General features: G+C 64.7%; 18 protein-coding genes and 1 tRNA gene. 4 read left to right on the top strand and 15 right to left on the bottom strand.

Annotated elements, in window-relative coordinates; all coding sequences use genetic code 11:
- Positions 1-99: 99 nt before the first annotated feature.
- The 4 genes from mgtE to radC all read right to left on the bottom strand — a co-directional run bounded on the left by mgtE (position 100) and on the right by radC (position 3,050).
- Positions 100-1,563, bottom strand: a complete 1,464-nt coding sequence (gene mgtE / locus WQQ_RS11675; RefSeq protein ID WP_007185384.1) for a magnesium transporter — start codon at positions 1,561-1,563, stop codon at positions 100-102.
- A gap of 151 nt (positions 1,564-1,714) precedes the next feature.
- Positions 1,715-1,885 (bottom strand): 50S ribosomal protein L33, encoded by a 171-nt coding sequence (gene rpmG / locus WQQ_RS11680; protein ID WP_007185385.1) that lies wholly within the window; start codon positions 1,883-1,885, stop codon positions 1,715-1,717.
- A 4-nt stretch (positions 1,886-1,889) separates the two neighbouring features.
- Positions 1,890-2,126, bottom strand: a complete 237-nt coding sequence (gene rpmB, locus WQQ_RS11685; RefSeq protein WP_007185386.1) for a 50S ribosomal protein L28 — start codon at positions 2,124-2,126, stop codon at positions 1,890-1,892.
- A gap of 249 nt (positions 2,127-2,375) precedes the next feature.
- Positions 2,376-3,050, bottom strand: coding sequence for a RadC family protein (gene radC, locus WQQ_RS11690; protein WP_007185387.1), 675 nt, complete (start codon positions 3,048-3,050; stop codon positions 2,376-2,378).
- A gap of 66 nt (positions 3,051-3,116) precedes the next feature.
- Here radC and coaBC point away from each other — a divergent pair, with 66 nt between their 5' ends.
- From coaBC to argB, 3 genes are read left to right on the top strand one after another with little or no spacing between them, the layout of a single operon-like run.
- Positions 3,117-4,331: a bifunctional phosphopantothenoylcysteine decarboxylase/phosphopantothenate--cysteine ligase CoaBC gene (gene coaBC, locus WQQ_RS11695; protein ID WP_007185388.1), complete on the top strand. Its 1,215-nt coding sequence runs from the start codon at positions 3,117-3,119 to the stop codon at positions 4,329-4,331.
- Between the two features lie 36 nt (positions 4,332-4,367).
- Positions 4,368-4,826 carry a dUTP diphosphatase gene (gene dut, locus WQQ_RS11700; RefSeq protein ID WP_007185389.1) on the top strand — a complete coding sequence of 153 codons (459 nt, stop codon included), beginning with the start codon at positions 4,368-4,370 and terminating at the stop codon, positions 4,824-4,826.
- A 51-nt stretch (positions 4,827-4,877) separates the two neighbouring features.
- Positions 4,878-5,741, top strand: coding sequence for an acetylglutamate kinase (gene argB / locus WQQ_RS11705; protein ID WP_007185390.1), 864 nt, complete (start codon positions 4,878-4,880; stop codon positions 5,739-5,741).
- Between the two features lie 41 nt (positions 5,742-5,782).
- On the opposite strand, the gene pyrE is transcribed toward argB, so the two are convergent.
- On the bottom strand, positions 5,783-6,427 hold the full coding sequence (gene pyrE, locus WQQ_RS11710; RefSeq protein WP_007185391.1) for an orotate phosphoribosyltransferase: 645 nt from the start codon (positions 6,425-6,427) through the stop codon (positions 5,783-5,785).
- Positions 6,428-6,500: 73 nt separating this feature from the next.
- On the opposite strand from pyrE, the gene WQQ_RS11715 reads away from it, so the two are divergent.
- Positions 6,501-7,280 (top strand): exodeoxyribonuclease III, encoded by a 780-nt coding sequence (locus tag WQQ_RS11715; RefSeq protein WP_007185392.1) that lies wholly within the window; start codon positions 6,501-6,503, stop codon positions 7,278-7,280.
- 16 nt (positions 7,281-7,296) lie between these two features.
- Here WQQ_RS11715 and WQQ_RS11720 read toward each other — a convergent pair whose 3' ends face one another.
- The 10 genes from WQQ_RS11720 to WQQ_RS11765 all read right to left on the bottom strand — a co-directional run bounded on the left by WQQ_RS11720 (position 7,297) and on the right by WQQ_RS11765 (position 15,014).
- Positions 7,297-8,610, bottom strand: a complete 1,314-nt coding sequence (locus WQQ_RS11720) for an AmpG family muropeptide MFS transporter (RefSeq protein ID WP_007185393.1) — start codon at positions 8,608-8,610, stop codon at positions 7,297-7,299.
- Between the two features lie 63 nt (positions 8,611-8,673).
- On the bottom strand, positions 8,674-9,306 hold the full coding sequence (locus tag WQQ_RS11725; RefSeq protein WP_007185394.1) for a GNAT family N-acetyltransferase: 633 nt from the start codon (positions 9,304-9,306) through the stop codon (positions 8,674-8,676).
- 33 nt (positions 9,307-9,339) lie between these two features.
- Positions 9,340-9,636: a DUF6763 family protein gene (locus tag WQQ_RS11730; RefSeq protein WP_007185395.1), complete on the bottom strand. Its 297-nt coding sequence runs from the start codon at positions 9,634-9,636 to the stop codon at positions 9,340-9,342.
- 69 nt (positions 9,637-9,705) lie between these two features.
- The gene (locus tag WQQ_RS11735) at positions 9,706-10,620 is read right to left on the bottom strand and encodes a phosphoribulokinase (protein ID WP_007185396.1); all 915 of its coding nucleotides are present in this window, start codon (positions 10,618-10,620) and stop codon (positions 9,706-9,708) included.
- Positions 10,621-10,785: 165 nt separating this feature from the next.
- Positions 10,786-11,478, bottom strand: a complete 693-nt coding sequence (gene trmB / locus WQQ_RS11740; protein WP_007185397.1) for a tRNA (guanosine(46)-N7)-methyltransferase TrmB — start codon at positions 11,476-11,478, stop codon at positions 10,786-10,788.
- Positions 11,475-12,290, bottom strand: coding sequence for a thiazole synthase (locus tag WQQ_RS11745; RefSeq protein WP_007185398.1), 816 nt, complete (start codon positions 12,288-12,290; stop codon positions 11,475-11,477). The genes trmB and WQQ_RS11745 overlap by 4 nt, the downstream gene beginning before the upstream one ends.
- Positions 12,291-12,315: 25 nt before the next feature.
- Complete coding sequence (gene thiS, locus WQQ_RS11750; protein WP_007185399.1) at positions 12,316-12,516, bottom strand: sulfur carrier protein ThiS; 201 nt, start codon at positions 12,514-12,516, stop codon at positions 12,316-12,318.
- Positions 12,517-12,732: 216 nt separating this feature from the next.
- On the bottom strand, positions 12,733-13,059 hold the full coding sequence (locus tag WQQ_RS11755) for a hypothetical protein (RefSeq protein ID WP_157534668.1): 327 nt from the start codon (positions 13,057-13,059) through the stop codon (positions 12,733-12,735).
- Between the two features lie 190 nt (positions 13,060-13,249).
- Positions 13,250-14,920 (bottom strand): group II intron reverse transcriptase/maturase, encoded by a 1,671-nt coding sequence (ltrA, locus tag WQQ_RS11760; RefSeq protein ID WP_050997669.1) that lies wholly within the window; start codon positions 14,918-14,920, stop codon positions 13,250-13,252.
- Positions 14,921-14,940: 20 nt separating this feature from the next.
- Positions 14,941-15,014 (bottom strand) — tRNA-Gly (locus WQQ_RS11765).
- Positions 15,015-15,706 lie beyond the last annotated feature (692 nt).

The following is a 15,706-nucleotide window of genomic DNA, read 5'->3' on the forward strand; positions in this document are numbered from 1 at the left end:
TCGCGGACGCGGCGGGAGCGGCCTCGCGGGGCTGGCGGCGAATTGTGCGCGGCGAAGGTGAATTTGTCGCGCCGAGCGCTAGAAGATCGGGTGATTTGCTCAGACCAGGAACAGCGCGGCCAGTCCCAGAAAATAAAAGAAGCCCATGCTGTCGGTGGTCGCGGTCAGGATGATGCTCGAGCCCATGACCGGATCGCGGCCGAAGCGATGCAGCAACACGGGCGCGCAGACGCCGATCAGGCTCGCGGTCAGCAGGTTCAGCACGAGCGCCACGGTGATGACCGCAGCCAGCGCGAGGTCGTGATACAGCACGATCGTCGCGATGCCGAGGATCAAGCCGCACAACAGCCCGTTGAACGCGGCGATGCGCAGTTCCTTTTCGAGCATGCGCCAGAGCTGATGCGAGCCGAGCTGGTTCAGTGCCAGCCCGCGAATCACCAGCGCCGCGCTCTGGTTGCCCGAGTTGCCGCCGATGCTCGCGACGATCGGCATCAGCGCGGCGAGCGCGACCAGCACTTCGATGATCGGCTCGAACGCGCCGATCACGCGCGAGGCCATGAACGCGGTGACCAGATTGATGCCGAGCCAGGGCCAGCGCGCGCGGGCGCTCTTGAGCACCGGCGCGAACAGATCCTGCTCATCGGACAGACCGACCTGGCGCAGGCCTTCGCTGTTCGCGCGCTCGCGCATTTCGTCGACGACGTCGTCGACCGTGAGCCGGCCCACGACCTGGTCATGCAGGTTCACGACCGGCGCCGAGACGAGGTCGTAGCGCTCGAAGGCGTCGACCGCGTCGCGCATGCGATCGTCGGTGAAGAAGAACACCACGTCACGCGTCATCTCGGCCGAGACCGGCGTCTCGGGATCGCCGAGCACCAGGCGCGACAGCGACAGCAGTCCCTGCAGGCGGTTGCTGCGATCGACGACGAAGATTTCGCTCGTGTGCGGCGGCAGCGTTTTGAGCCGGCGCAGCAGGCGCTGCACGGCTTCGAGCGAGGCGTCCTCGCGAACCGAGATGAACTCCATGTCCATCAGCGCGCCGACCGATCCTTCCGGGAAGGACAGCATCGAGCGCACTTCGGCCTGGTCGGCATTGTCGAGCCGGGCGACGACCTGTTGGCCGACCTCCTCAGGCAGGCTGCTGACGAGATCGGCGATGTCGTCGGAATCAAGCGGGGCGACGACGGCTGCGATGTCCTCGGGCGCCATGTTGGCGACCAGCGCCCGGCGCACGTTGTCCGAGGTTTCGAGCAGCACCGCACCGCGACGGTCCGCGCGCACCAGCGACCACGCGAGATCGCGCGCATCGGGCTCCAGGGACTCGAGCACGAAGGCGATGTCGGCCGGATGGAAACTCGCAAGCCGGGCTTCGAGCGCGGCCTGATGCTGGCGCTCTACGAGCTGCGAGACCACGTCCTGGCGTCGCGTGGTATCCGTGCCCTGTCGCTGCAGCAGTTCGCGCTCGACCGCCTGCCGCGACAGCAGCTCGATCACCTGCGCACGCGCCTGCTCCAGATGCCGGTAGTGCGGCCGCTGTGCGCTGGTGTCGGCTGGCTCGATCATGGGCGTGATCCTACGCAGCGAGGCGAAACGACAAATGACGAAGCCCGCGCGAGGCGGGCTTCAAGTCACCAGAAGCGAAAACGCCACCGCAAAAGGTGGCGCCTCGCATCGAACAAAACATTCGCTCCGTGCTACGGAGCGGCGGTTTCGCTCACTTGATCTTGGCTTCCTTGAAGACCACGTGCTTGCGGACGATCGGGTCGTACTTCTTGAACTCGAACTTGTCCGGCGTGTTCTTCTTGTTCTTCGTGGTGGTGTAGAAGAAGCCCGTGTCGGCGGTCGACACCAGCTTGATCTTTTCGCGTTCTTTTTTCTTTGCCATGGCCTTAGACCTTCACGCCGGACTTGCGGATTTCGGCGAGCACCACATCGATGCCCTTCTTGTCGATGATGCGCAGGCCGTGGTTGGACACGCGCAGCGAGACGAACTGCTTTTCGGCCTCGACCCAGAAGCGGTGAGTGTGCAGATTCGGCTCGAAACGGCGACGACGCTTGTTGTTAGCGTGGGAAACCGTGTTGCCGACCAGCGGCTTCTTGCCGGTGACCTGACAGACTTTGGACATGACGCAACCCCTGGGATGAATCTGGTAAAGGACGATTCCGGGCCCAAGAAGCCCGAAAGGGCGCGCAAGATACCAGCGAAGCTTGTCCTCGGCAACCACTTTCGAGCAGGCCGGGAGACGGGGAACGGGAGACGAGAGATGTAGAAGCAGGATCGTTGCGACTTCACTGGCGTGCGGCCTCGGCAGGGCTTTTCATTTTGTGTCTCCCGTCTCCCGTCTCCCGTCTCCCGTCTCCCGTCTCCCGTCTCCTCAGAGCCAGCCGCGTTCGGCGAACGATACGGGTCTGCCTTCGCCGACGACGAAATGATCGAGCACGCGAACGTCGACGAGGCGCAGCGCCTCGCGCAGGCGGTCGGTCAGGATGCGATCCGCGGCGGACGGCTCGGCGATTCCGCTCGGATGGTTGTGGGCGAAGATGATCGCCGCGGCCCCCAGCCGCAGCGCCGCCTTGACGACTTCGCGCGGATAGATCGAGGCGCCGTCGATGGTGCCGTGCGTGATCGCCTCGTAGGCGATCAGACGGTGCTGGCTGTCGAGGAACAGCGCTGCGAAGACTTCGTGATCGAGCCCGCGCAGCCGGGCCTGCAGGTAGCGGCGCACGGCGGATGGATCGCTCAGCGAATCGCGCTCGCGCAGGTCTTCGTCGAGATGGCGGCGGCCCATTTCGAGCACTGCCTGCAATTGCGCGTACTTGGCCTGGCCGAGCCCGTGCGCCGAGCAGAACTCGCGCTGCGAGGCCGCGAGCAGTGCCCGGAGGCTGCCGAAGCGGGTCAGCAGTTCGCGCGCCAGATCGACCGCGCTGCGCCCGGGCAGACCGGTGCGCAGGAAGATGGCGAGCAATTCGGCGTCGGTGAGGATGGCGGCGCCGCGCATCAGCAGCTTTTCGCGCGGGCGGTCGCTGGCGGGCCAGTCGCGAATGCTCATGGTGTTGGGCTCTGTCGGAAGCGGAGCGCCGAATTTATCGGCGCGCGTAACAGTAGAATCCGCCCCATGTCACAGAACCTCGCTCCGGCTTTGCACGGTCGCCGCATCCTGCTCGGCGTGACCGGCGGCATCGCCGCCTACAAGGCGGCCGACCTGACGCGCCGGCTCATGGAAGTCGGCGCCGAGGTGCAGGTGGTGATGACTGTTTCCGCGCAGCACTTCGTCGGGGCGGCGACTTTCCAGGCGCTGTCGGGCAAGGCGGTGCGCAGCTCGCTCTGGGACGAAACGGCCGAGGCGGCGATGGGGCACATCGAGCTCGCGCGCTGGCCGGACCTGATCCTGGTCGCGCCCGCGAGCGCCAATTTCATCTCCAAGCTCGCGGTCGGTGCGGCCGACGATCTGCTGTCGACCCTGTGCCTGGCCACCGACAGGCCGATCGCGGTCGCCCCGGCGATGAACCGGCTCATGTGGGCCAATGCGGCGACGCAGGACAACGTGCTGACGCTGCAGCGTCGCGGCATCGCGATTCTCGGGCCGGGCGCGGGCTTCCAGGCTTGCGGCGAGACCGGCGAAGGCCGCATGCGCGAGCCGCTCGACCTGCGTGCCGACGTCGCCCGCTTGCTGTCGTCCGGCCCGCTGTCCGGCGTGCGCGCGGTGGTCACCGCCGGGCCGACGCGCGAGCCGCTCGATCCGGTGCGCTTTTTGACCAATCGCAGCTCGGGCAAGCAGGGCTATGCGGTCGCCGCCGCTTTGCGCGACCTTGGCGCGAGCGTGACGCTGATCTCCGGGCCGACGAGTCTGGCGGCGCCGGCCGGCGTGCAGCGCATCGACATCGAAACCGCGCAGCAGATGCTCGACGCCTCGCTCGCCGCCGCGGCGCAGGCCGATGTGTTCGTCGCCGCCGCTGCGGTGGCCGACTACAAGGCCGCGCAAATTGCCGGGCAGAAGATCAAGAAGAACGATGCCGAGCTGAGCCTGGCGCTCGCCCGCACCGAAGACGTGCTGGCTCGCGTTCGCGCCGCGTTTCCGCAGCTGTTCCTGGTCGGCTTCGCGGCCGAGACCGAGAAGCTCGAGGAGCACGCGCGCGGCAAGCTCGCGCGCAAGGGGCTCGATCTGATCGCGGCGAACTGGGTCGGCGAGGGCAAGGCTTTCGACCAGGAACACAACAGCCTGCAGGTATTCGGCAAGGACGGCTCGGTGCATGCCATCGAGTCCGCCTCCAAGGCTGAAGTCGCGCGCCGGCTGGCAGCGCTGATCGCCGAGCGCTTGCCGCGCATCTAAGATAATAAATTCAATAACGCTTCAAAAGAATATTAAATGTCACAGAAAATCCAGCTCAAGCTGCTCGACCCGCGTCTGGGCCGCGACTATCCGATTCCCGCCTACGCCACCGAGGGCTCGGCCGGGCTCGACCTGCGCGCGATGCTCGACGAACCGCTGACGCTCGAACCCGGCGCGACCGCGCTGATCAAGACCGGCATAGCGATCTACATCGGCGATCCCGGCCTGGCGGCGGTGATCCTGCCGCGTTCGGGGCTCGGCCATAAGCACGGCATCGTGCTCGGCAACCTCGTCGGGCTGATCGATTCCGACTACCAGGGCGAACTCATGGTGAGCTGCTGGAACCGTGGACAGACCGCGTTCGAAATCGCGCCGGGAGAGCGCATCGCCCAGCTCGTACTGGTGCCGGTGGTGCGCGCGGACTTCGAGTTCGTGAGTGATTTCGTCGCCAGCGAACGCGGGGCCGGCGGGTTCGGTCACACCGGCCGGCATTGATTTTGTATTTCTCAAAATAAACAAATTCGACATTTAGGCACAAGAAGCCGCATGCCCATCGATCTCACCAGCGCCCAGACCACCGCCCGCGTCCTGACCGAAGCGCTGCCGTACATCCGCCGTTTCGCCGGCAAGACCTTCGTCGTGAAGTACGGCGGCAACGCGATGAAGGACGACGACATGATCGCCAGCTTCGCGCGTGACATCGTGCTCATGAAGCGCGTCGGCATGCACCCGGTGGTCGTGCACGGCGGTGGGCCGCAGATCGGCTCGCACCTGGAGAAGCTCGGCAAGGAATCGAAGTTCATCGAGGGCATGCGCGTCACCGATGACGAGACCATGGATGTGGTCGAAATGATGCTCGGGGGGCTCGTCAACAAGGCCATCGTCGCCGCGATCCAGAAGCAGGGCGGCCAGGCCGTGGGCCTGACCGGCAAGGACGGCGGGCTGATCCGTGCGCGCAAGCTGACGATCAAGGGCCAGGACATCGGCCAGGTCGGCGAGGTCGAGGCGATCGATCCGCGGGTGGTCAAGCACCTGGAGGCCGGCGGCTTCATTCCGGTGATCGCCCCGGTGGGCGTCGGCTCGCAGGGCGAGGCCTTCAACATCAACGCCGACCTCGTCGCCGGCAAGATGGCCTCGGTGCTGCAGGCCGAGAAGCTCATGTTGCTGACCAATGCGCCGGGCCTGATGGACAAGGCCGGCAAGGTGCTCACGGGCCTGACCGTGCCGCAGGTCGAAGGCCTGATCGCCGACGGCACGATCTACGGCGGCATGCTGCCGAAGATCCAGTGCGCGCTCGACGCGGTCGCCAGTGGCGTGAAGACCGCCGTCATCATCGACGGCCGGCTCGACCATTCGGTGCTGCTGGAGCTGTTCACCGACGAGGGCATCGGCACGCTCATCAAGGGCTGAGCGCAGCGGGAGCGCGGCTCCCGCCGGGCCTCTTCAGCGGTTCAATCCTTGACGCCGTACTGCGCCTGATAGGCGCGGATCGCTTCGATCGTGCTCGCGTCGCCGCCGTTGCTGGTCAGGTAGGCGAGCAGGTCGCGCACGGTCACGAGCGGCTTCACCGGCAGGCCGGATTCGGTGAGTTCCTGCACGGCCGAGCGGCCGTTGGGGCCGACTTCCTGGCGATCGAGCGCGGTCATCGCGGCGACCGGCGTGGCGCCGGAATCCTTCAGCAGCGCGAACGACTGGCGCAGCGCGGTGCCGGCGGTGAGCACGTCGTCGACGATGATCACGCGCTTGCCCTTCACATCGGCGCCGACCAGCACGCCGCCTTCGCCGTGATCCTTGGCCTCTTTGCGGTTGTACGCGAACGGCACGTCGCGGCCGCGTTCGGCGAGCGCGCAGGCGATCGCAGCGACCAGCGGAATGCCCTTGTAGGCCGGGCCGAACAGCAGATCGAATTCGAGCCCCGAGCCGATCAGCGCGTCGGCGTAGGCGTGCGCGAGGCGCCGCAGGCCGGCGCCGCCGGCGATCTTGCCGAGGTTGAAGAAGTAGGGGCTGACGCGGCCCGACTTGAGCGTGAACGAACCGAACTTGAGCACCTCGTGTTCGAGGGCGAGTTCGAGGAAAGCGGTTTGGTGGGGCAGCATGGCGATAGCAGTCCGACTGATGAAAACGGCGCGATTATCGCGGTTCTGAGCCGATTTGCGGCACACTCGCCGCATGAAACGAATCATCTCGCTGAACTGCAACGGCATCCGCTCCGCTGCCAAGAAAGGCCTGTTCGAGTGGCTCGAACAGCAGAACGCCGACATGCTCTGCCTGCAGGAAACCAAGGCCCAGCCGGAGGATCTGGAAGGCCTCGACACCTTCGCGCCGAAGGGCTGGCACGCGCATTTCAACAGCGCGCTGCGCAAGGGTTACAGCGGCACCGCGATCTATTCGCGCGAGAAGCCGAACGCGGTGCTCAACACGCTCGGCGCCTCGGAATTCGACGACGAAGGCCGCTACATCGAAACGCGTTTCGGCGATCTGTCGGTGGTTTCGCTGTACCTGCCGTCGGGCTCGTCCGGACCGGAGCGGCAGGAGTCGAAGGATCGCTTCCTCGAATTCTTCCTGCCGAAGATGCGCGAGTTCATGGGCGAAGGCCGCGACTACGTGATCTGCGGCGACTGGAACATCGCGCACACCAACAAAGACCTCAAGAACTGGCGCAGCAACCAGAAGAACTCGGGCTTTCTGCCGCATGAGCGCGCCTGGCTCGACATGCTGTTCGGCCAGGTCGGCTGGGTCGACGGCTATCGCGTGCTGCATCCCGATACCGAAGGCGAGGCCTACACCTGGTGGTCGAATCGCGGCCAGGCCTGGGCCAACAACGTGGGATGGCGCATCGACTACCAGATCGTCAGCCCGACCCTGCGCGACAAGCTGCGCGCCGCGAGCGTCTACAAGACCACGCGCTTCTCCGATCACGCGCCGCTGATCATGGATTACGACGTCTGAGTCGACGCGACCACGCTCACTCGGCGGTGGATTGCGAGGTCTGCGGAATCGACTCCGCCGCGAGCCCCGAGCGCCAGAGCCAGGCGTAGAGCATGATGCCGGGCAGCGCGGCGACGGTCGTCAGCAGGTAGAAGTTCACGTAGCCCATCGATTCGATCAGCCGTCCAGCGGTCGAACCCGTGAGAAAGCGTCCGACCACCGAGGCGGCCGCCGACAGCAGCGCGAACTGCGTTGCCGTGAAGTTCAGGTTGCACAGCGCGGACAGATAGGCCACCACCACCACGCCGCCGATGCCGCTGGCGATGTTCTCGAAGCAGATCGCCCCGGCCAGCAAGGCATTGCTGTGTCCGGCCGTCGCGAGCAGCGCGAAGCTCAGGTTCGAGATCGCCATGAGCACCAGGCTCAGCATCACCGAGCGCTGCAGGCTCAGGCGCGCGTAGACGATGCCGCCGATGAAGATGCCCGCCAGATACGCGAAGAAGCCGAAACCGACGTCATACGTCGCGATCTCCTCGTTTGAAAAGCCGAGGTCGTTGAGCAGCAGCCGCAGCGTCAGGTTGGCCAGCGTGTCGCCGATCTTGTGCAACAGCACGAACAGCAGCACGAGGAACGCGCCGCGGCGGCGGAAGAATTCGACCAGCGGCCCGGCAACCGCGTCATAGAGCTCGCCCCAGCCGCGGCTCGGCGCCACCGCCTGTCGGCGCGTGGGCTCGCCCATGAGCAGGCCCGTGAGCGCCGCAGGCAAGGCGAAGATCGAACAGCTCGCATAGGCCGCGCTCCAGCCCAGGCGCGCCGACACCAGCAAGGCGAGCGCGGCCGCGAGCACCGAACCGATGCGCCAGCCGTATTGCGACATGCCCGAGCCGACGCCGAGCTGGTGCGGCTCGAGCAGTTCGATGCGATACGCGTCGATGACGATGTCGAAGGTCGCGCCCGCGACGCCCATCAGCACGGCCGCGAGCGCGACCACGCCAAGCCCGTGCTCGGGCCTGACCGAACCCAGAAAGCAGACCGCCGCGATCGCCAGCAGGCTCGAAAGCCAGAGCCAGGTCACGCGCTGGCCGAAGCGCGACAAACCCGGCAGGCGCAGGCGGTCGATCGCGGGAGCCCACAGGAACTTGAAGTTGTAGACCAAAAAGGCGAGCGAAAACGCAGTGACGCTGCGCTTGTCGATGCCGTCCTGCGCGAGTCGCGTGGTCAGCGTCGCCCCGATCATCGCGTACGGAAAGCCCGAGGAAACGCCCAGCGCGAGCGCGGCGAGCGCGGCCGGCTCGGCATAAGGACGCACGACCGACGGCAGCCGGTCGCGCCAGGTGGCGGAGATGGTCATGCGTGCATGGTAGGGAAGCTGTGCGCCACTTGCTTCGCATCCCGCTTCCGGAAGAGAGGGAGTTCAGGCCGCCGGAGCACGTCCGAGCTTGAGCAGGATCTCGGCGAAGCGCCGGCCGACGCTGGTCTGGTCCGGCACCAGGAACGGCCGGTTGTAGACCCGCAGCGAGAGCCGGTCGACGTTCGATGCGCGGCCTTCGAACTGTCCTCCGAGCGCCTTGATCTGCGCGATGAAGCGGGCGTTGTCGCTCGTCACGTCGTAATAGAAGCGGCGGATGCCGGCGCGATGCGCGGTCAGGTGCAGGCAGGCGTGCAGCAGCATGCCGGCCCCGCGGCCCTGGTAGGGCTCGAGCACGACGATCGCCGCATCGGCGCTCTTGCGGTCACCATTGATGCGCTGATAGCGCGCGAGCCCGACGCCGGGCTCCTGCGGGCGCTCGCGGTTCATGCAGCCCCAGCCGGCGCGGTCGATCTGGTCGAGGTCGGTGAGCTTGTCGACCATCTCGTCGGTGAGCTGCGAGACGTCTTCGAGAAAGCGGCGCCGGCGCGCGAGCTGTGACATCTGCGTAAAGCCGGCCTTGAGCCGGGCTCCGTCTTCGGGCCGCAGCGGACGCACCTGTACGGGCGTGCCTTCGTCGAGCCGGAACTTGAACTCGCGCCGCAGCCGCGGAACGCGATAGCGGTCGAACAGCACCATCGGCGGGTTTCCTTTCCGCCGTGCCCCGGCGGGTCAAACGTAGTCGTCGTGATCGTCGAGCTGTCGGAGTGCTTCGTCGCGCGAGGGCGGCGGGGCCTCCAGATCGAAGTCTTCGCGGTCCAGATCGAGTGCGCCCGAATAATCTTCCGGCGCGGCGCAAGGCTGCGCGGCCAGTTCCACCCAGGCGTCGAATTCGATCTCTTCGAGCGAGCCATCGAAGTGCTGCACCAGCACGATTTCGGTCTCGGGGTCCACGCCCACGATCTCGAAGGAGCTACCGCCGGCCTCGAACCATTCGCCGACGGAAAGACCTTGTAGCCATTGCGCCATGATCGGCCTCCCGTGCGCCGCCGTAACGGGCCGGCGACACCGTACTTCTACGCCGCTTCACGCAGGGCTTCAAGCCGCTTCGGGCGGTTGCGACGGATGCAGCGAGGCGAACGCGGCGTCACGCCGCTGGATCAGCTTTTCGAGCGCCGGCAGCAGGATCGCTTCCATCGCGGTTTCCATCTGGTCGCCCGGCACCACGAGCGTGTTGGCGTTGGACTTGAAGGCGCCGAAGATCTGCTGCTCGTACTGGTCGAGGTCCGACGACAGCCGGCTGTGATCGTTGAAATGGATCACCACGAGGCTTTCCTCGTTGCCCGGAATCTCGCGCACCACGAAGGGGTTGCTGGTATCCACCAGCGGCACGCGCTGGAAGTTCACGTCGGTGCGCGAGAACTGCGGGGCGATGTGGTTCACATAGTCCGGCATGCGGCGCAGGATGGTGCTGGTGACTTCCTCGGGCGCGCTGCCGCGCTCGTCGGTGTCGCGGCGCAACTTCTGGATCCACTCCAGATTGATGATCGGCACCACGCCGACGAGCAGGTCCATGTGCTGGACGATGTTGGCGTCTTCGCCGACGTAGCCGCCGTGCAGGCCCTCGTAGAACAGCACGTCGCTATGCGCCGGCAGCGGTTCCCAGGGTGTGAAGGTGCCGGCCGCCTGGCCCACTTCGGCGCCCTCGATCTCGGTGTGCAGGTAGCGCCGGCTGATGCCGGTGCCGCGTTCGCCGAAATCACGCAGCAGCGTCTCCAGGCGGGACAGCAGGTTGGCGGTCGGGCCGAGCAGCGAGAAGTGCTCGCCACGGATGCGCGCGCGGGCGATCGCCTTGCGGTTGCCGTCGCGATCGTAGGCATGGAAGGCGTCGCCTTCGACGATCGCCGCCTTCAGGCTCAGCCGTCGACACATGCGCTCGAACGCCCGCAGCGCCGTGCTGGTACCGGCACCGCTCGATCCGGTGACGCCTATGATCGGATGTCTGACCGACATGTGATATAAGATATGAAACTATTCCCGAAATGGATGAATGATCTCAAAGGGGCAGCCGCCTCCAGAACTGCGGTGGGCTACCCAGGAATGCCGAAGAACATTCAATTACCACGCCGAGCATGACGCGGTCGACCTCAACGCGTCCTGACCGGAGACGTGCGCTCGTCAGCGCTTCTGCAGCAGCAGGTCGAAAACCTCATGGCCGAGCCGTTCGCCGCGCGCTTCGAAACGCGTTTTCGGCCGCGTCTGCGCGCGTTCGGCATAAGCGCCGCCGGGTGCCAGATTGACGAGTTCGGGCGTCGCGCGCACCGATTCGAGCATGTGCTCCGCATACGGCGCCCAGTCGGTCGCCATGCGCAGCAGCCCGCCGGGTTTGAGCGCACCGACGATCAAAGCGAGGAACTCCGGCTGCACCAGGCGCCGCTTGTTGTGGCGCTTCTTGTGCCAGGGGTCGGGAAAGTAGATGACGACTTCGGCCAGCGAGCCCGGAACCAGCCAGTCGCGCAGCACCTCGACGGCGTCGTGGCAGGCCACGCGCAGGTTGGTCGAGCCCTGTTTTTCGGCCAGCATCATCACGCGGCCACAGCCCGGTCGATGCACTTCGACGCCGATGAAATCGTGCTGCGGCTCGTTGAGTGCGCGGGATAGCAGGTGATCGCCGTTGCCGAAACCGATCTCGAACACCACTGGCGCTTCGCGGCCGAACAGCGTGGCCGGGGCCAGCGGCTGGGCTGGCGCATCGAGGCCGTAGGTCGGCCACAGCGATTCGAGCGCGAGACGCTGGCCGTCGGTCATGCGCCCTTCGCGGCGCACGAACGAGCGGATGCGCCGGTGCGGCGCGTCGGCTTCCAGGCTCAAGCGCCGCCGCCGATGACGCCGGTGATCGGCGACGAGGCGCTTGCGTAGCGGCGCATCGGCATGCGCCCGGCACGGAAGGCCTCGCGGCCGGCGATGATGCCGTGGCGCATCGCGCTGGCCATCAGCACCGGGTCGCGCGCTTCGGCGATCGCGGTGTTCATGAGCACGCCGTCGCAGCCCAGCTCCATCGCGATCGCGGCGTCGCTCGCGGTGCCGACGCCGGCGTCGACGATGATCGGCACGGTGGCGTTCTCGACGATCGACAGGATGTTGTAGCGATTCTGGATGCCCAGGCCCGAGCCGATCGGCGCCGCCAGCGGCATCACCGCGACGCAGCCGATCTCTTCGAGCCGCTTGCAGATGATCGGGTCGTCGCTGGTGTAGACCATCACGTCGAAGCCGTCCTTGACGAGCGTCCTGGCGGCTTCGAGCGTGGCCGGCACGTCCGGATAGAGCGTCTTGGCGTCGCCGAGCACTTCGAGTTTCACGAGCTTGTGGCCGTCGAGCAGTTCGCGCGCGAGCCGGCAGGTGCGCACCGCGTCCTCGGCCGTGTAGCAGCCGGCCGTGTTCGGCAGCAGCGTGTAGCGGCTGGGCGGCAGCACGTCGAGCAGGTTCGGCTCGTTGGGGTTCTGGCCGATGTTGGTGCGACGTACGGCGACGGTGACGATCTGCGCCCCGCTGGCATCGCTGGCCCGGCGCGTCTCTTCGAGATCCTTGTACTTGCCGGTGCCGACGAGCAGGCGCGAGGTGTAGCTCACGCCAGCGATGACCAGCGGATCGCCCGCAGGGGTCGGGGAGACGGAATCAGCCATTGTTGGACTCCTGATGCGGGGCGGCTCAGCCGCCGCCGATGGCCTGCACGATCTCGACGCGATCGCCTTCGTGCAGCCGGGTTTCGTGATGGATGGAGCGCGGCACGATGTCGCCGTTGATTTCGACGGCGTAGCGCTTGCCCGCGAGGTGCAGCTGGTCGGCCAGCGCCGAGACGCTACAGCCGTCCGCTGTGCTGAATGACTGGCCGTTGAGCACGATGTTCATCTGGTCTCGTCGGCGCGGTTCCGAGCTGGATGCAGTGGAGCGGGTGACGGGAATCGAACCCGCGTCAGTAGTCGGGTAAGGAGGTGGCCTTGCGGCCACCCCCTCCCCTTAGAACCGTGCATGCAGTTTACACCGCACACGGCTCAGGCAGCTTGGAGCTTCAAAGCATTTCTCCAAAGCCGGTGACGCACCGAATATCCGGCGGTCGTTTCTTTTCTACTTCCCGCGCACCCCTCGCTGATCACGGTAGACAGAACACTGACGGAGCAGCCGCAAGCCAATGTAGCTTGCGGCCGGCTCGTCAGCCTGCCAAAGCCCCATCCGAGCCTCACCATGCATGACGACGGCAACTTCCTCATACGAATGCCGTTCAAACAACTCTGTCATACACGACCGAAACTGTTCAGCCAATAGCGGATTCTGTTGAGCATCACTCAGCTTCATCATGGCCTCGAAAAAGCTCTTTTGAGCTTCGACTGCACCACGGATATAGCCAGCACCCAACATTGCATCCCGCTGATTGGTGCTTTGGACCATCTGCATGACATCGCCGGCCGTCCACCGTCCATCCTTTGAGGCGGCTATCACTGAATCCGATAGGCCACCCCACAGTCCGAACAGCATTACCAACGACATGCTTTTAGATACGCGCGTTCTCGACACGACGATTCTCCCTGTCAGAAACATAAGTCCCTGAAAGAAAAAAAAAAAAGCCGCGTTCTACAGAAAACAGCTAAGTCGCTCCTTCCTGTCGTCCCTTACCTTCGGCCTCGCAGCCTCCGGATCGGGAATGAACCTGCCGATGACAAGTCGGGTGCAGCAGCAACAGGTTGGTCGGCTTGTCTGAACCTCCGTCCACTCGGCGAACCTTGTGATGGACATGCCATCGAGTCTGCCGGGTGATCCGTTGATTGCAAACGGGGCACCGTCCTTCCTGCTCTCGGTATAACCATGCCAACTTTTTCCTTCCGTTCAAAGTCGCCGTCATTCGACGCGTGAGAATCTCGTCAAAGTAGGCCTCCCATTCCCGGTCGTACGGGTTGGCTTCCGACTTGATCTTGAAGTGCTCCCGGAACGGAAAGTCCGAGTACCTCAAGAGCCGCTGCTCATCGGTGGCGAACACCCAATCGCGGGCACCTTCCCTGCGGAAGTAACGCTGTTTAACCCAGCGCTTGCCCTTGTTCGGATGCCGCCTCTTGGCCCACGCCCACAACTTTCCCCAAAGCAAGTGATCCATCTTCTTGGAGGTCTTCGATACCGCAACAGGCGTGTGATACCGCGCCCAACCGCGAATGATCGGGTTGAGCTGCGCTACCACCGCGTCCTGCTTCGAAGCCCGCAGTCGATGCACCACCTGCCGAAGCTTGTCGTAATGCGCGAGTCGATTCTTCTTGGACGGTCTGACCATGAAACCCTCGCGGGTCCACCGGACATTCCATCCCAGGAAGTCGAAGCCGTCGGTGACGTGCGTGATCTTGGTCTTCGTCGGCGAGAGGCATAAGCCGCGTTCCGCCAAAAATTCCTCGACCACCGGCTTGACCTGCGCTTCCAGCAACTCTTTCGAACTGCCGGTCACGATGAAGTCATCCGCGTACCGCACGACGTGGACCTTGTGCTTGCGACTCTTGAACCGTTTTTCCAGCAACGATTCGAGTCCGTCCAGCGTCATGTTCGCCAATACAGGACTGATGATGCCGCCCTGTGGCGTTCCGGCTTCAGTGGGTTTGAGCTGGCCCATGTCTACCACACCCGCCTTCAACCAGCGTCGCAACACCTTCCGGTCCGTTGGAATGTGGCGCAGCAGCCAATCGTGACTGATGTTGTTGAAACACCCCTTGATGTCCGCTTCCAGCACCCACTTCGATGAATGGCCACGCGCCAGCAAATTCTTGCACTGGACGATGGCATCCGCCGTTGAGCGATGAGAACGGAATCCGTAGGAGTTGGCGTCCGCCGTGGTTTCCGCGACCGGATCGAGTGCCAGCAGATACAGCGCCTGCATGGCTCGATCCTTCATGGTCGGGATTCCGAGCGGCCGCTTTTCCCCGTTGGATTTCGGGATGTGGACCCTTCTCAGTGGCTTGGGCTTGTAGCCCTTGCCGGTTAGCAACATAACCGCTTCCCGCTTGGATTCCGGTGTGGACCAGGTTTCCCCATCCACGCCCGGCGTCCTGCGGCCTTGGTTCTCGGTGATTCGACGAACAGCCAGCGCTTTCGCGCTCGTCGAATGAGTCAGCAACTTTTGCAGGCGTTTAACCCCGCGCCAGTCACCTTCCCGCGTCGCCTTCGCAATGCGTGTCTGCAACCTCCGAACAACCCGGTTCGCGCTGGCCCAATCAATGCTGCGCCAGTCTTGCCAAGCTGCGGAGGCAACATCACACGCCGATACTGCTCGTGCATCCATATCAACCTCCGATGGAGATATGGAGCGGGTGACGGGAATCGAACCCGCGTCACTTGGTTGGGAACCAAGAGCTCTACCATTGAGCTACACCCGCCCTGATCGAAAACCCATCGAGGACGCACGTCTCCCCTTGCGGGGATATTGCATCCCCTCTGGGGCCATTGGTTGCAAACTTGTCTTGCGACAAGCCACCTGTCGGAAGTCTGCTCAGCTTTCGCTGGCGGCCATGTTCCATGCCGCTATGCGATCCATTATAGATCGCCATTCGCTTACTCCGACATCCTTTACCTGCTACGCCGTCAACGACTCTTGCGAGTCGCCTTGTCCGACCTTCCCGCTGCACCAGCCGGGAAATGTCACTCCTGTGTAGCACGGCATGAACTGGATCGCGCGGCGCAGATAACGCCGCCGTCGTAGTTCGAATAGAACGCTTGGCACCTTCCGAAGAAGGCGCTCAGAACGGCCGTTGATCGCCCGGAGAAACGGGCTTTCGGATGGAGTGTGTCAGACGTCGCAACAGGCTTACCCTGTTCCGCATGTGCAACACGAGTGAGGAGGACCCTGCCTTTTCGCCGGTGATCTTGCTTGTCTGCGTGTGCCGACCAAGCAGCAGCACATCCGATCACATGCCCATGCGGGCCGGAGCTACAGCCGATGCAGCGCTCCGTTTAGCTTCACGACGATTACCACGGCAGTTCATTGCCTTAGTCCTTTCACTCAAGCCTTGCATCCGTGTACGCGCATCTCGCACACGCACGTCTCCCCTCACGGGGCATACGCGCCCCT

It is taken from the genome of Hydrocarboniphaga effusa AP103, assembly GCF_000271305.1.
In the GTDB taxonomy this organism is placed as follows: Bacteria; Pseudomonadota; Gammaproteobacteria; order Nevskiales; family Nevskiaceae; genus Hydrocarboniphaga; species Hydrocarboniphaga effusa.

Bases quoted from the DNA above. Each gene is read 5' to 3' on its own strand.
- mgtE (WP_007185384.1), bottom strand. From the start codon at position 1,563: ATGATCGAGCCAGCCGACACCAGCGCACAGCGGCCGCACTACCGGCAT.
- rpmG (WP_007185385.1), bottom strand. From the start codon at position 1,885: ATGGCAAAGAAAAAAGAACGCGAAAAGATCAAGCTGGTGTCGACCGCC.
- rpmB (WP_007185386.1), bottom strand. From the start codon at position 2,126: ATGTCCAAAGTCTGTCAGGTCACCGGCAAGAAGCCGCTGGTCGGCAAC.
- radC (WP_007185387.1), bottom strand. From the start codon at position 3,050: ATGAGCATTCGCGACTGGCCCGCCAGCGACCGCCCGCGCGAAAAGCTG.
- coaBC (WP_007185388.1), top strand. From the start codon at position 3,117: ATGTCACAGAACCTCGCTCCGGCTTTGCACGGTCGCCGCATCCTGCTC.
- dut (WP_007185389.1), top strand. From the start codon at position 4,368: ATGTCACAGAAAATCCAGCTCAAGCTGCTCGACCCGCGTCTGGGCCGC.
- argB (WP_007185390.1), top strand. From the start codon at position 4,878: ATGCCCATCGATCTCACCAGCGCCCAGACCACCGCCCGCGTCCTGACC.
- pyrE (WP_007185391.1), bottom strand. From the start codon at position 6,427: ATGCTGCCCCACCAAACCGCTTTCCTCGAACTCGCCCTCGAACACGAG.
- WQQ_RS11715 (WP_007185392.1), top strand. From the start codon at position 6,501: ATGAAACGAATCATCTCGCTGAACTGCAACGGCATCCGCTCCGCTGCC.
- WQQ_RS11720 (WP_007185393.1), bottom strand. From the start codon at position 8,610: ATGACCATCTCCGCCACCTGGCGCGACCGGCTGCCGTCGGTCGTGCGT.
- WQQ_RS11725 (WP_007185394.1), bottom strand. From the start codon at position 9,306: ATGGTGCTGTTCGACCGCTATCGCGTTCCGCGGCTGCGGCGCGAGTTC.
- WQQ_RS11730 (WP_007185395.1), bottom strand. From the start codon at position 9,636: ATGGCGCAATGGCTACAAGGTCTTTCCGTCGGCGAATGGTTCGAGGCC.
- WQQ_RS11735 (WP_007185396.1), bottom strand. From the start codon at position 10,620: ATGTCGGTCAGACATCCGATCATAGGCGTCACCGGATCGAGCGGTGCC.
- WQQ_RS11745 (WP_007185398.1), bottom strand. From the start codon at position 12,290: ATGGCTGATTCCGTCTCCCCGACCCCTGCGGGCGATCCGCTGGTCATC.
- thiS (WP_007185399.1), bottom strand. From the start codon at position 12,516: ATGAACATCGTGCTCAACGGCCAGTCATTCAGCACAGCGGACGGCTGT.
- WQQ_RS11755 (WP_157534668.1), bottom strand. From the start codon at position 13,059: ATGCAGATGGTCCAAAGCACCAATCAGCGGGATGCAATGTTGGGTGCT.
- ltrA (WP_050997669.1), bottom strand. From the start codon at position 14,920: ATGGATGCACGAGCAGTATCGGCGTGTGATGTTGCCTCCGCAGCTTGG.